General features: G+C 55.5%; 3 protein-coding genes and 5 pseudogenes. 6 read left to right on the top strand and 2 right to left on the bottom strand.

Features of this window, described 5'->3' with window-relative positions; all coding sequences use genetic code 11:
• Positions 1 to 126: 126 nt before the first annotated feature.
• The 3 pseudogenes from ACTBDZ_RS08440 to ACTBDZ_RS08430 all read left to right on the top strand — a co-directional run.
• Positions 127 to 559: pseudogene (locus ACTBDZ_RS08440) on the top strand (ATP-binding cassette domain-containing protein); the annotation flags it as partial.
• A pseudogene (locus ACTBDZ_RS08435) lies at positions 552 to 1,525 on the top strand (ABC transporter permease). The pseudogenes ACTBDZ_RS08440 and ACTBDZ_RS08435, both read left to right, overlap by 8 nt.
• Positions 1,522 to 2,475: pseudogene (locus ACTBDZ_RS08430) on the top strand (ABC transporter permease). Before ACTBDZ_RS08435 ends, ACTBDZ_RS08430 begins: the two co-directional pseudogenes overlap by 4 nt.
• Positions 2,476 to 2,528: 53 nt before the next feature.
• Here the strand turns inward: ACTBDZ_RS08430 and ACTBDZ_RS08425 are convergent.
• Positions 2,529 to 11,121 (bottom strand): annotated as a pseudogene (locus tag ACTBDZ_RS08425) (GH36-type glycosyl hydrolase domain-containing protein).
• A gap of 278 nt (positions 11,122 to 11,399) precedes the next feature.
• On the opposite strand from ACTBDZ_RS08425, the pseudogene ACTBDZ_RS08420 reads away from it, so the two are divergent.
• From ACTBDZ_RS08420 to ACTBDZ_RS08410, 3 genes and pseudogenes are all read left to right on the top strand, one after another.
• Positions 11,400 to 12,619: pseudogene (locus ACTBDZ_RS08420) on the top strand (multidrug effflux MFS transporter).
• Between the two features lie 16 nt (positions 12,620 to 12,635).
• A complete protein-coding gene (locus ACTBDZ_RS08415) occupies positions 12,636 to 13,244 on the top strand; it encodes an HAD hydrolase-like protein (RefSeq protein ID WP_438814986.1) in 609 nt (202 codons plus the stop codon).
• 136 nt (positions 13,245 to 13,380) lie between these two features.
• Entirely contained in the window at positions 13,381 to 13,509 is a 129-nt protein-coding gene (locus ACTBDZ_RS08410; RefSeq protein ID WP_438814985.1) for a hypothetical protein, read from the top strand.
• 26 nt (positions 13,510 to 13,535) lie between these two features.
• Here the strand turns inward: ACTBDZ_RS08410 and ACTBDZ_RS08405 are convergent, their stop codons facing one another.
• Entirely contained in the window at positions 13,536 to 15,035 is a 1,500-nt protein-coding gene (locus tag ACTBDZ_RS08405; protein WP_438814984.1) for a methyl-accepting chemotaxis protein, read from the bottom strand.
• Positions 15,036 to 15,693: the final 658 nt, after the last annotated feature.

The raw sequence follows: 15,693 nt of genomic DNA, 5'->3' as shown, positions 1-15,693 counted from the left end.
GCCTTGTTATAGGAGGGCCAGTTAGTGATTTTAAAATTTTGTTTTGCCATGGAGACCTGATTTTGAAACAACTATGGTGATCTGTTCCGATGATTACCCAAACTTTCTATTTATTCAACAAAGCCCATTATCAGCACCATTTTCGACAAGGTGCGCAATGCTTGCGGGCTGATCCGCAAAAAACAGGTGCAGGCGGTAGTGAACCGGCTGATCGCCGAACTGAGTATCAAAGCCCCCGATCCACGCTTGCCGGTGAGCACGCTGTCGGGAGGCAACGCGCAGCGCATTTCCATTGCCAAATGGCTGGCCATCGATCCACGGGTACTGATTCTGGACAGTTCCACGGTCGGCGTCGATATCGCCAATAAAAGCCGGGATTTATCACATCATCAGCGAACTGGCTGCGCAAGGGATCGCCATCCTGATGATCTGTGATGAACTGGATGAAGCCTAGTATCAAAGTCACCGTATTCTGGTGATGAAACAGGGGGAAATCCATCATACGTTCACCCCGGGCACCAGTAACCCCACGGAGATTGCCGGAGTTGTAAATGGCTGATTTAAAAAATTACCGGCATGAAATCTGGCTGGCGTTGCTGATTCTGGTGCTGTCTATCGGACTGGCCTGGCGTAGCGATGAATTTCTGACGCTGGGGAATTTGTACGATTTGGTCAACAACTACTCCATGTTGACTATACTGGCCTGCGGACTGTTCATGGTGCTGATTTCCGGCGGGATTGATATCTCGTTTCCTGCCATGGCAATCATCGCGCAGTACGTGATGGTGCTGATACTGCGCGATATCGGTGGCAATTTTGTTGTGGATTACCTGATTGCCGGCGGTGTGGGCATCCTGCTTGGCAGCGTGAATGCCATTCTGGTTAATCGGCTGCGGGTGCCTTCCATCATCATTACCATCTCCACGCTGAACATCTTTTACGGTCTGCTGCTGTGGTTTAGCAAAGGGGTGTGGCTGTACGACTTCCCCGCATGGTTTGAGTCAGGCTTTATGCTGTTCAAGTACACTGATGCTGATGGTTACGACTATGGGCTGGGGTTGCCCATGCCACCATGTTCGCGGTGCTGGCGTTGACCGCTTTTATCATGAATTTCACCACCGTTGGACGCAAGATTTATGCCTTGGGTGGAAATCGTGAATCGGCCAGTCGCCTTGGATTTAGCGTATTGCTGCTGCAATGGTTTGTTTATGGCTATATGGGACTGATGTCCGGCGTGGCGGGCGTAGTGCAATCCTGGACGGTGCGCACCGTTGCCCCGGACTCGCTGCTGGGCTACGAATTGACGGTGCTGGCTGCGGTGGTGCTAGGCGGCACTAGCCTGGTGGGCGGGCGTGGCACGCTTATCGGCACCGTGCTCGGGGTGATCCTGCTGGCAGTGTTGCAGAATGGACTCAATTTGCTGGGAGTCTCTTCCTATTGGCAGACCTTGATCACCGGCATCATCATTGTGGTCAGCATCAGTGCCACTGCGTGGAGCCAGCACCAAAACCGGAGTCTGCTATGAAGATATCGCTGCGCGAGAACGTGGAAACCTACCTGATGGGCTTGCTGGTGCTGACAGTGATTGGGTTTAGCATCACCATGCCGGAGGTGTTTTGGTCGGTCAATAATTTTCAGTCCATCGCCTCGTAGATGCCGGTTCTCGGCATATTAACGCTGGCGATGGCTGTCACCATGCTGTGCGGTGGCATCAACCTGTCGATCATTTCGACGGCGAATGCCTGCTCGTTGGTGATGGTATGGGTGGCGGTCAGCTACCCGCCGTCGCTGTTGACCGTGGTTGCCACGCTGGTGGCGGGCGTTGGGGCGGCGGCGCTGATTGGTCTGTGTAACGGCGTGTTGATTGCGGGCCTCCGGGTGTCGCCTATCCTAGCGACGCTTGGCATGATGACGTTGCTCAAGGAGATCAATATTTTGATTACCGGCGGCAGCGCCATTGCCAATTATCCCGAATGGGTGCTGTGGTTAAATCGCGCACAGTGGTTTGGTGTGCCGCTCCCGATGTGGCTGTTTTTGGTAGTTGCCATCGGGCTGTGGCTGGTGCTGGAGCGCAGCACGCTGGGCAGGGCGATTTATCTTATCGGCTCCAATGAGCGCGCCACCGGGTATTCCGGCATCAATACGCGTCGGGTGCTGTTGTGGGTGTATGTGATTTCCGCACTGTTGTGCGCCGTGGCGGCATTTTTAATGATGTCGAAACTCAATTCCGCCAAAGCCTCTTACGGGGAGTCTTACCTGTTGACCTCCATTCTGGCGGTGGTGCTTGGCGGTGTGAATCCCGATGGCGGCAGCGGAAAGATTGTCGGTATAGTGCTGGCATTGATCCTGCTGCAAACCATTGAAAGCGGCTTCAATATTATGGGCGTCAGCCCATACCTCACTCTGGCGCTGTGGGGGGCTCTGCTGCTGTGTTTCATCGGCGCGAAAGGGCAATTGGGGCTTAACAAGGCGTAATCATGGCCCGGTAGCGGACTCACTGCCGCCCGCTACCGGCGTGTCAGCGGCGGTTATCCGGCCGCGTTATTACCTAACGCAATCTCCACCTGATGGGATTGCCCGTCGTCGATAAGCGGTATGTTGCCTTGCGGCAGTTCGTTACTGTCCAGCGTCAGACGGGATGCGCCACTGCTGTTGCGCAGGATGATGATGTCATAGCTGCTGCTACCGAACTGATAACTGAGGCTGGCCGACGGCCAGTCGTGGGGCAGTTCGGTGGCAATAGTGAGTACATCTCCGTGGCGTGTCACACCCAGCAGCGTTTCGATAATCAGGCGAGGCCCAGCCCGCCGAACCGGTATACCAACTCCAGCCGCCGCGCCCGGTATGGGGTTCGACGCTGTAGATATCCGCCGTCATCACATAGGGTTCGACTTTATAGCGCGCCGCAGCGTGCGGGGTTAGGCTGTGGTTGATCGGATTGATCATCGACCAAAGCTCCCAGGCGCGCGCCCGATTCCCGCTGTGCGCAAACGCCATGATCGCCCAAATCGCACCGTGGGTGTACTGTCCGCCGTTTTCCCGCACGCCGGGCACGTAGCCTTGAATGTATCCCGGGTTTGGCCCGTGCCATTAAATGGGGGGGTCAGCAGTTGGATGAAGCCGGCGTCCTGATTGACCAGGTAGGTATCCAACGCCCTCATGGCCTGTGCACTGCGTTGCGGGTTACCCGCGCCTGACAGCACCGACCAGCTTTGGGCAATGGCATCGATCTGACACTCCGTGGACAGATGCGATCCCAGCGGCTCTCCGTTATCAAAATAGCCACGGCGATACCAGGCACTGTCCCAGGCATGGGTTTCAATATTTTGCTGCAATTGTGCCGCATGTTCGCGGCAGCGTGCGGCAAGAGTGTGTTCCTGACGGCGCTCGGCCAGTGCGGCAAAGTGCTGCAAAATATCGTACAGAAAGAAGGCCAACCAGACGCTTTCGCCTTTGCCTTCCAGTCCTACCAGATTCATGCCATCGTTCCAGTCCCCGCCCCCCATCAGGGGCAAACCGTGGCGGCCGGTGGCAAGCCCGTGCTCGATAGCGCGCACGCTGTGTTGCCACAGCGTTTCAGACTGTGCACTGACCACTGGCTGCTCGTAGGCTGACTCTTCACCGGGAAGCAGTTGCCGCCCTTCCAGATAGGGCACCATCTGTTCCAGAATGGACAGATCGCCCGTGGTTTCCACGTAGTGGCATAGCGCCAGAGGCAACCACAGATAATCATCCGAGCAGCGGGTGCGCACCCCATTGCCCAAAGGTGGATGCCACCAGTGTTGTACATCCCCGTCAATAAACTGGCGTGAGGCGCAGAGTAAAAGTTGATCGCGCAGTCGCTCGGGGGCGGCATGGCTGAGTGCCAGCGTGTCCTGAAGCTGATCGCGAAAGCCGAAGGCACCGCCGGATTGGTAATAACCGCTGCGCGCCATGATGCGACACGCCAGCGTCTGGTACAGCAGCCAGCCGTTGGCTAACAGATTAACGGCGGCATCGGGCGTATTGACGATGACCTTATCAAGCATCTGGTGCCAGTAATGGTGTACGTCGGCCAACTCGCGTTGGGCGGCGGTTTCATTCAGGTAACGCGCGATCAGCGCTTCAGCCTCCAACGGGTTGTTACCCATGCCGAGCGCGAACACCAGCGTTTGCCGATCGCCATCGATCAACGTGACCACTGACTGCACGGCGGCACAGGGATCGAACCCTGCTCCGGTTTTCTCCGACGGCGTGCCATGCGCCATGGCTGCCGGGCGATAGCGCGATCCGTTGCGTCCGAGAAACTCACGCCGATCGGCGGTAAATGAACACTGCGCGCCGCTAACGGCGAAAAACGCCGTTTGCTCCGAACCGTTGCTGACGTAATGGTTAGTGGCCAGAATTCCGCAGCCTTTGTGCACGTTGGCCGGACGCGTCGCTACATGCAGCGCGCTGGAAAGACGAGAAACGCCGAGCACCCATTCCACGTAGCCGGTTGCGGAAAGCTTGCGCGTTCGGCCTGAACGGTTGTGAAGGGTAAGCATAGCGAGTTTCACCGGGGCATCCAACGCGACCAGTACGGTTAATTCGCTGTCAATACCGGTTTCGCGATGGGCAAATACGCTATAGCCAAAGCCGTGACGCGACAGGTAAGCCCCCTGACCGCGTAAGGGGAGCGTGGTGGGCGACCATACGGCACCGCTCTCTTCATCACGCAAGTAAAAAGATTCCCCAGAGCGGTCGCTGATCGGATCGTTTTCCCACGGCGTTAACCGGTATTCATGGGCGTTTTCATACCAGGTGTAGGCTTGTCCCGCTTCTGAAACGACGCTGCCGAACTGGGCGTTAGCCAGCACATTCGACCAGGGGGCGGGGGGTCGTGTCACCCTCGTTCAACACGATGTGGTATTCCCGGCCATCCGCAGAGAATCCCCCAATGCCATTGAAAAATTGCAGGTTGTGTGTGTCGGGATGCCAGGGATGATAGTGCGCACTGTCTCCTGTCGCTCGGGCTACTCGCGTGGTTTGAGGAGCAACGGCGCCGGACAGTTTTTGGGTCAACTGTGTCGATAGGTCACCGGCACGATCGTCGAGCAAAATATGCGCCACGCTCATCAACAGCAGGCGATCCTCGGCGGAGAGCTGTTCACCGTTGCGCACGAAGATGCCGCCCGACTTGTCGATTTGATTGCCTTCTGCGCAGGCGGTGATCAGGTTGATGAATGCGGTGATGCAGTTCCTGCTGGTAGCCACCCTGACGGGTGTTGAGGATAATCATATCCACCTTCAGGCCTTTTAGCCGCCAGTAGTGGTGAGCCTGAATCAGTGTGGTGATCAGCGTCATGCTTTCATCGCTGGTGACGGTCAACAGCACAATCGGCAAGTCGCCAGAAATTCCCCATCCCCACAAACCCGATTGCCCTCGACGGTTACGCGTGATGACGTGCCCTTCGGCGCGTAATTCCGCCACGGGGAACAGCACGGCGCTGGCAAGACGGTTGAACAGGGCGGCGTCGTCCTCATTGGCATTGATTTGCCGCAGCAAAATATGGCTGTGGGAACTCGCCAATTCAAATACCCGATTGGCAATCGGCCCATCGCGGTATTTCTCCATCAGCGCCTGACTGTGGGTGCGGCTTTCTGTCACGCCATAGAACACGTCTATCGTGACCGGAACGCCGGGCGGCAATACCACGCACTGACGTATCGCCAGAATAGGATCGAGTACGGCACCAGCACTATTACTTAGTGGACCGGGTTGGCGTAGCGCGGTGGCCGTGGCGGGCACATGTCCGCGCCCCAGAAATGCGGCTCGGTCAGTATCAAAAGACACCGTGCTTTCCACCTGCCCGCGCACCACCACCATGTGGAACAGCCGGGGCCCGCGTTCTTCCGGGGCGCGTGGGCGACGGTGGCACAAAATGGCATCCCGGTCAGGGAACAGTTCGGTTTGCACAAACAGGTTGCTGAATGCAGGATGGGCCAGATCGCTTGCCATGGGGGCCAACACCACCTCGGCATAGGTGGTCAGTGCAACAATAGTGCGTGGGTGACGACCGCGATGCAGCAGGGTTATCCGGCGCAGTTCGATATCATCTTCCGGTGACACTACAATATGGGTTTTTACGCGCAGGCTGTCCGCTTTGCGGGTGAAGTCGGCGCTGGCATCAGTGAAAATCACCTCGTAGTGGCTGGCCACATCACCGTCGGCTTGCCAGGTGGTATTCCACAACTCACCGGTTTGCGGATCGCTGAGATAGCAATAATTTCCCCAGTTGTCGCAGGTCGTGTCGCTGCGCCGGCGGGTGAGGGCGATGTCTCGCCAACGGCTGTAACCACCACCTGACTGCGTGATCATCAGGTGGTAGTCATGGTTGGATAGCAACTGCACTTCAGGAAGCAGCGCATCGGCGTCATGAAAGCGACGCGGTTGGTATTGTGCCGGTTTGAGTCGACCATCGTAGGTATCGAAGTGCCGACGTGGGCTGTAGAGTTCAATGGCTTCAGGAACACGTTCTTGCAGCAGCAGGCGTGCAGATTGAAACGCCGCGCTCGACATAAAACGTTCGACCATCGGTGCACCCAACAGTACATAAGAGAGCGCCTGAAAGGCCATGCCCTGATGGTGTGCCATCCACGAACGCACAATGGCATAGGTCTGCCCGCTGGCTAAACGCGACGGGGTGTAATCCAGCGCTTCATAGAAGCCATATTCACCGTGAGCGCCGAGCTTTTTCAGCCGCGCCAGATTGTCGCAGGCCTTATCCGGGACGTTCATCAGCGCCATTAACGTGGCGTAAGGGGCGATCACCGTATCATCGGCCAACCCACGACGCAGGCCGAGGCCCGGCACACCGAACGCGTGATACTGGTAATTTTGCGTAGCATCGAAAGCGTAATAACCCGATTCGGAAATGCCCCACGGCACGCTCTCGTCCCCAGCGTATCTGGCGCTCGACGGCAGACTGGCTCATCTTCTCCAGCAAACTGCCGGGGTAGGTCGGCATCACCAGATTGGGCATCAGGTATTCGAACATCGAACCGCTCCAGGACATCAGTGCCGTTTCATTGTCGATTTTGGTAAAGAACCGACCCAGCGCCGACCAGCTTTTCACCGGCAACTGGTTGGTGGCGATGGCCACGAAACTGGTCAGACGGATTTCTGAGGGCAGCAGATCGTAATGGCTGCTATCAGCGCGTTATTTTCAACGCTGAATCCCACGCTGAGCCGGTTGGTAGTGACCTTGTAGAGAAACGCAAAATCCATCTGGGCATGTTGGTGCAGACGCTGTTCGATGTCTGCCATCAGGCTAAGCTGTGCGTGTGCTGCGTGCACCGTCGCTGCGTCAGGCGTTCCCGAACCGGCAGGGCTGGCCTGAGCCAGCCAGGAGAGCGACGGTAACGGGGCGTCGCCCCAGTCCTCTGGCAGCCAGCCAAGCAGTGTCGACCAGGCGTTGCACAGCGCACTCAACTGTTAATGAAGGCGTTCAACCCAGCGCTGAACCTGCTCCTCATTCGCATGGCACAGGTTGAGTAATCGATTGGCGAGGTCGCGCATGTGCACCAGTTCGCCAAATAAGGCCGTGGGTGAGAGTGAGGCAGCGCGAGTACAGTGGCGCTGCATTTGGCGCAGTGTGGTTGGCGCATTCCGGCCCCAGAGCCTGACCAGAATCCGCAGCGTATCATCAAGACCGGCCACAACCTGTGCGGCATCAAAAACCGGCTGATGACGCAGTGAGCGCATGGCCGCGTTCAGCGTGAGCAGGTGACCGGCCATATTGCCACTGTCAACGCTGGAGATGTAGCGCGGGGCCAGCGGGGTTAGCGTGCGAGTGTCGTACCAGTTATACAAATGGCCGCGATAATGCTCCAGTTTGTCCAGCGTATCCAGGGTGGATGCGATGCGTGTCAGAGCGCCTTCCAGCGGCAGATAGCCGAAATCACGGGCAGTCAGCGTTGCCATCAGCGACAGACCAATGTTGGTGGGTGAAGTGCGATGAGCGATGACCGCGTGCGGCGTTTCCTGATAATTGTCCGGCGGTAGCCAGTTGTCGTTTGTGGTGACAAAGGTATCGAAAAATGCCCAGATTTCCCGGCTGTTTTGTCGCAGTCGTCGCTGCTGCTTGCTCGTCAGCACCGTACGCTGGCGTTGTGGTACGAGACTCATCCAGCTCATCGGTAATGGCGTGAGACACCAGAGCGCCCCAAGAGGCAGTGCCACCGCCAGCGACATGGGCGCAAACTGTGCGCCAAGCAGCGGAAGTGCCAGTCCTGTCGCTACGTTGAGCCACATGGCGCGGTAAAAACGCCCTGGCGTCGTGTCGCGCTGCGCGTCGCACTGTGCAAAGGGGGTCCATTGATTAAGATTACGTCGGCTGACACCCAGTCGCCACAGAGTGATGGCGATGGCGTGTAGCGAATACCCTGCGCGGTGCGGCAGAGTGAGAATCTCGATGCCCATATACGCAGTAGATGCCCATACGCAGTAAACATTGGCGTGCGCCGCGAATCACTAACCGCACATGCTGCTCGAACGGACGTCGCCGAGGCTTGCTGATGATGTCCTGAAACGTGGACAGCAGCGTGGGTAGCAGTACTGTCAACGTTAACGCTGACAGCCAATAGGCCTTGTTGGGCATGACCAACAGAGCGCAGATCAACAGTGTTAAAAATGCAGGCGGTACCAGGCTGCGGCGCAAATTATCGAACAGTTTCCAACGTGAAAGCAGGCTCAATGGGTTTTTACTGTGCGAGCCATCAGCACGCCTCACCTGGGGCTTCAGCCAGTTAAGCAATTGCCAGTCGCCCCGAATCCAGCGTGTGCGGCGTGCCACATCGGTCAGATAATGGTTCGGGTACTGTTCATACAGCAGCACGTCGCTGACCAGTCCTGAACGGGCATAACAGCCTTCGAGCAGATCGTGGCTTAGCACCAAATCTTCCGGACATACCTGTTGCGTTGCGGCAATAAAGGTATCCACATCGTAGATACCTTTGCCAATAAAAGAGCCTTCGCCAAACAGATCCTGATAAATGTCGGATGACATCATGGTGTAGGGATCGTTGCCCGCCGCACCGCTGAACAATGAGGCATAACGACCTTGCCCGTAACGGGGGATCTCCTCTGCCATTCCCGGCTGCAAAATACCATAGCCTTCAACCACGCGCTGGCAGGCCGGATCGTACTGCGGATGGTTGAGCGGATGTGCCAGCGTGGCAATCAGTTTGTGTGCGGTGTCGCGCGGCAGCACGGTATCGCAATCAAGCGTGATGACATATTTGATCGTGTTTACCGGGCCCGTTGCGTTACCGACAATGTGGGAAAATTGCCCTTCGGGATGGCGCAGCCAGTGGTTTAACAGGGCCAGCTTGCCGCGCTTTCGCTCATACCCCATCCATACCCCTTGTTTTGGGTTCCAGGCAGGGGAGCGGTGCAGCAGATAAAAGGCAGGATCGCTATCACGGGCATAGCGGCGGTTGAGCGCGCGGGTTTGTTCGTCTGCCCATGCCAGGAGATCGTTGTGCTCCTGTGTGCCAGGGGTGGTACTGTCAACAAAATCAGTGAGCAGCGCAAAATAGAGGTGCGCATTGGTGTTCGCCAGATAGCACACTTCGAGTCGCTTGAGCAGTTTACGGATACTCTCGCGGTTGGTCAGCAGGCAGGGGATCACCACCATACTACTGAATGCGGCGGGTATCTCGCGGGAAAAATCCATGCGGGGCAACGGCGTAGGCGTGCGGCAACGCGTGGTTGCTTCACTCAGCAGGAAAGTGGCTAACTGACTGGCGACCAACATCAGCGGCACGGCCAACAGCCACAGCGTCCAGCCCATGCCGTTCGTGGGTTTTGAGCAGTAAATGGGCGGTGAACGCCGTGGTGAGCAGGCTAAGACTGCCCAGCCAGGAAAGCAGCGGGATCTGATTAAAACCATCTCGTAATCGCGCCAGCCATGAAATGTCGGTTGCCAACTGTTGCTCCAGCAGCGCTCTTCCATCGCCAATCAAATAATAGCCCACATGGTGAGTGGTGGTGCTGGCATCCCCCTCGCGTGCCAGAGCAAGCACATGCTGCGCAATCTCTCGGCTATGGCGGGCAAGCATCTCAATCACATGGCGATAGTGATCCCGAGTGTCAAAATGCATCTCGGGATAGACGCCCGCAGGGTCCTGTTGTAGCGTCCGGTCAACCAGACTCATTGCCTCGGTGAAATCTGCCCAGTGGGTTTCGCTCAGTAACCGCAACCCGTTAATGCTGTTACTGACGGAAAGCTGCTGGGCGGCGAGTTGCTGACTAAAGCGCTGCGTCAGTGCATCAGCGGTAGTGCCGTTATCCGCCAGTTGCTGTTCTAACCACGTCAGCGGCAGCAGCAGCAGATGACCTCGCCCCTGCAAGCGGCGTACTAACTCGGCCACAAACGCGCTGTCTAATGGCGGTCTGGCACGGGCCAAATCGGCAATCAACATCACCAATTCTGATGGGCGTTGTTCGGCACAGGCGACAAGTTTGCTCACCCAGCGCTCCGCTAACTGACGTGCCTGTTGGGTGTTTGCCACCTCAATGCTGACGCGGCGCAAATTTTCAATCAATGCCAGGCGCAGCATACCGGGCAATGCCCAGAGTTCTCCCAAGGTGAGTGGAGCCACCTCTTGATATGCAACGATAAAATGACTGATGCTCTCTTTATCCCAACGCCCATCGCCGTGGGCGATAATTTCGGTGGCAATATCATAAATACGTGGGCGACGGTGGGGAGGGAGTAAAACAGGTAGCCCTTTGCCAAAATCCTTGGGTAAGTGGTGCCTCACCAGACGGATTTGCTCTTCAATCAGATAGTAATTATCCAGTAACCATTCCCCTGCGGGCGTAATGCTGGCTTTATCGGCGGCACTAAGCATCGAGCAATGCCGCGTGATGACCGCTTCATTCTCCGCCAGACGCAGGGTTAAATGGTAAGGCATTGATGTGGAAGATAGTTTATGGGATTGTGCCAGCGTTTTTCCGTACTGTGCCATCTGTGCACTTGAGAAAAGTGCTGCCTTCAGAGGGTCATCATCTGCGTCTGGCGTCGCAGACCACGCTGGGGACGGTTGCCGTTGCTTTGTGAGGGAGGAAAACCATTGCGTTAAACGTATTTTCATCAGATAGCTCATCACCATTTAAGTCTACACTGCGGCCAAATTGATTTGAGTATAGATTAAATATCGAGTTATTGGTCTTTGTGCGATATTAAACTCTGATATTGTAACTTTGGTTGATTTTATTGACTGATTATTAGTTTGATGCAAAGTAATAGCGAAAGTGGTCATGAATTCAATTCATAACGCTATTGCACTTTTCAGGGATTAATCGTCAGGTAGGATACGAGAGTACGCTGGCTCTTCTGATAGCCTTGGCGCTAACTGCTTAGTGAATAAACATGAATCAACTGCAACAACCCGTTACCCGCAAACGATTACAACAGGGCGGATGGGGGTTTATTGTCATCCTCAGCGCCTTGATGGCTTTCACTTCACTTTCTACCGATATCTATCTGCCTGCGATGCCAGTGATGGGCAGCGATCTGCACGGTAACGCTGAATTAACCATCACCGGATTTCTGGTCGGTTTTGCCATTGCGCAGCTAATTTGGGGCCCGATCAGCGATCGCATTGGGCGACGTCGGCCGCTGTTTATCGGCATGGTGCTGTTTGTGATTGGCTCTATCGGTTGCGCCCGCTCCACCGCTATTGAGCAGATTGTGTTCTGGCGTGTGTTTCAGGCGCTGGGGGCCTGTACCGGGCCGATGTTGGCGCGCGCGATGATCCGCGATCTGTTTGCCCGTACGCGTGCCGCCCAGATGCTTTTCACGTTGGTGGTGGTGATGGCGATTGCGCCGATTGTTGGCCCGCTACTGGGCGGACAGATTATTCGTGTCAGTACCTGGCCGATGATTTTCTGGCTGCTGGCAGTGATAGGCATCGCGATGTTTATTTCTTTGTTGTGGCTGCCGGAAACGTTTCCGGTAGAAAAGCGCGTCAATGCTTCATTTACCGATGCGTTTCGCAACTATTTTTCTTTGTTGAAAAACCCAACCTAACCTATCGCCGATTTACCCTGTGCGTGACCTTTTATTATGTCTCAGCTTATGCGTTTATTGCGGGATCGCCATTAGTTTACATCCGGTATTACGGCATTGATCCGCAGCACTATGGTTGGCTTTTTGCGGTGAATATCATCGGGGTGATGGCCCTAAGTCTAGTCAATCGCAAATTGGTACAGCACTTTACGCTGGAAATATTAGTAAAATGCGCCACGCGAATCGCGGCGTTGTCCATGCTGGTTATGGCGGTGGCCGTCAAGATGCAGTGGGGCGGCAGTCTGGCTATCGTGGTGTTGGTGTTTATTTTCTTCTCCATGAACGGCATCGTGGCTGCAACCTCCACCGCCGCTGCGCTGGACGCAGTGCCGACCATGACCGGATCGGCCTCGGCGTTGATCGGCGCATTACAATACGGCAGCGGCATTATCTCCTCGCTGTTGCTGGCGTGGTTAAGTGATGGTACGCCATGGACCATGGCATGGATTATGGCGCTGTTTACCGTCGCCAGTGCGGTGATGGTGGTTGGCGTCGGGGCGAAAACGGTATCAGGTGACTAACGTTAAGGAATAAGGGATGAATGTTATTTTCGATATGGATGGCACGCTGGTTGATTCTGTGCCGGGCATACGCGCCAGTCTCGCCTACGCGCTGGATCAGCAAGGGCACCGTTTGGCCGAAGAAACAGACATCACCGCCTTGATCGGGCCACCGATGGATAAGATTGTCGCGGCGCTGCTGGCGCCGTTTGGAGACGATCGCGTGGCGCAGACTGTGGCGATCTATCGTGAACATTATGGTCGCGTCGGATTACTTCAGGGATTGATGTACCCCGGCATTCAGCAGGTGCTTCAGACGCTGCACGCCGAGGGGCATCACCTGTTTATCGCCACCTCAAAACGACAACCCTTTGCGGAACGAATACTGGCGCGTATCGGCATCAGCGCGCTGTTTGACGATATTCTCGGTACACCGTTGGATGGCAGCATGGACGATAAGCGATTGCTGGTCGCGCATTTGCTCGGCAAGCAGGGGTTACTGCCTTCTTCATCGGTCATGGTAGGCGATCGTAAAGAAGATATTGTTAGCGCGCAGCATAACCACTTGTTGTCGATTGGTGCACGGTGGGGATATGGTTCGCAGCAAGAGTTGACCAGCAGCGGCGCAGATCGGTTGTGCCAATGACCTGCGGATTTGCTTCCTGCTATCAATGCGCTAATTACGACGTCCACACGCTAGTATCGGAGCAAGGTCACGGTCTGGAATATAGCCTTAGGACTCGGGTTCAAAGGCGTGAATGCGGCTCAAGCCGTGGTGAATTTTGCCGAACACAAGTCCATTGTGCGGTTATTACAGCATTTGCGGCACGGCCTCTGCGATGATGGCTGCGCCGGATTCCATTACCGGCCCCTTGCTTAAGGCGGCGTTGGAACGCCTGGCCCGAGATTGAATGTCTCGCACCAGGCGGCTTTCGGTTTAGTTTAACCGTGCCAACGCGGGCAAGGTGTCCGTGCCATCGTCAACGCGGAACTGAGCCACGGTGCGTGACAATCCCTGAGCCTGATCGCTGAGCGATTTGGTGGCGGCCAGTGCTTCTTGTACCAGTGCGGCGTTTTGCTCTGTGCTTTGATCCATCTGCGCGACTGCCAGGTTGACCTGCTCGATACCTGAGCTTTGTTCTGCGCTGGCTGCGCTGATTTCGGCAACGGTGGCCGTTACGCGTTGCACGCTATCTACCACTTCGCTCATGGTGACACCGGCGCGTTTCACCAGCGTGGTGCTTTCGTCCACTTTGGATACCGAGTCATCGATCAGACTCTTGATCTCCTTGGCGGCTGACGCGGAGCGCTGTGCCAGCGTGCGCACTTCGGTGGCGACCACGGCAAAACCGCGCCCTTGCTCACCGGCGCGCGCTGCTTCAACGGCGGCGTTTAACGCCAGGATATTAGTCTGAAAGGCAATGCTGTCAATCACCCCGATAATGTCCACCACTTTACGTGATGAACCGTTGATAGAGTCCATGGTATTCACCACTTGTTTAACAACAGCACCGCCGCGAACAGCGACGTCGGAGGCTGACTGCGCCAACGTGTTGGCGTTGCGGGCATTCTCAGCGTTGTTATGCACCGTCGAGGTGAGTTGTTCCATCGCGGCGGCGGTTTCCTGCAACGCACTGGCTTGCGATTCGGTGCGTGATGAAAGGTCTTCGTTGCCGGAAGCAATTTGCATCGATGCGGTGGTAATGGAGTGGGTGCTGCTGCGCACCTGGCTCACCAAATCGGCCAGTTTGTCGCGCATGGCGCTGATGGCAAACAAAATGCTGCCGTCGTCGCCAGGACGCGTTTGCACTTCAACGGTCAGGTTACCGTCGGCGATTTCACGTACCACCTCTACCGCGTATTGCGGCTCGCCACCCAATTGACGCAGCAACGTGCGCAGCATGTTCCAGGCCAACAGAGTGGTGGCGAGTATCAATACAGCAACGAGCGCCAGCAGCAGCGCATTGCGCCAGAACGTTTGCTGAATATCATCAATATAGTCGCCCGTGCCGATAATCCAGTCGAAGGGTTCGAAGCGCGTGATGCCGTAGAGTTTATCGACCAAGCCGTCGGTACCGGGGCGCATGCCCTTACCCGAGGTGAAAGCCAGCGTTTGGCCCTGCTGGGCCGCCTGCTTAAGCGCATCACGGTTACGCACGCCGGATTCCCGGCCGCCATTGGCATCAACAATACCGACGCGTTTCGCATCAGGGTGAACGTAGTTCACGTCATCGCTGTAGCCGAGTACGAAGAAATAGCGCGTATCTTTATGAAAGCTGCCAATGGCACGTTTTGCTTCAGCCATTGCTTCGTCATGACTGATCTGACCCGCTTTTTCCCGGTCATACGCTTTTTGTGCGGAGGCTTGCGCTAACTCAACCAGCGTTGTCAGGTGGCTGGTGCGCTCTTTCATCAGCGAAGAATAGAATGTATTCAACGCGACAGCAGATAAAATCAAAAGACCCAATAGTGTTGCGCCGCAAAGCAACATAATCCGAGTGCGTAGTTTCATGGTGTAGTCTCTTCTCTCATTTTCAAGCAAATCAAGCGTCACACTAGGCGCTGGCATAGTGTTTCAATAAGGAAATGACGGCGTTGTTCAAGCGTGCAGTCTGAAGATGTAGGAAGGGAGGGCTGGCTCACCAACCGCCCATCCTTGGCAGCCGCAGATAACATTTACAACGTGGTACCCTTACACCACCTGTCGTTTTATTAGGCAGATAAGTCCATATTATTTATTGGTTTTCCTTATTAATACCTCTATCGGCACGGTAACCTGCTTCTTTATAGAAAAATGGCCTTATGCCGGTTTAGTACCATACTTATACTGTCTATGGATGGCGTTGCTATGGCGTAGATGGTTTTTAGCATTATGAAATAATTGAATATTTAGCATTCTAATTAACGAAAGGTGGCAATGAATTTATTTATTTCATGGCTCGGGTTAATGCGCTTTATAACCGCTATTTGGGCTTTGTTGAATAAATAGAAAGTTTGGGTAATCATCGGAACAGATCACCATAGTTGTTTCAAAATCAGGTCTCCATGGCAAAACAAAATTTTAAAATCACTAACTGGCCCTCCTATAACAAGGC

Origin of the sequence: Symbiopectobacterium sp. (assembly GCF_051710365.1) — a bacterium.
In the GTDB taxonomy this organism is placed as follows: Bacteria; Pseudomonadota; Gammaproteobacteria; order Enterobacterales; family Enterobacteriaceae; genus Symbiopectobacterium.
This window is presented reverse-complemented; position numbering and strand designations above follow the sequence as displayed.

Bases quoted from the DNA above. Each gene is read 5' to 3' on its own strand.
- ACTBDZ_RS08415 (WP_438814986.1), top strand. From the start codon at position 12,636: ATGAATGTTATTTTCGATATGGATGGCACGCTGGTTGATTCTGTGCCG.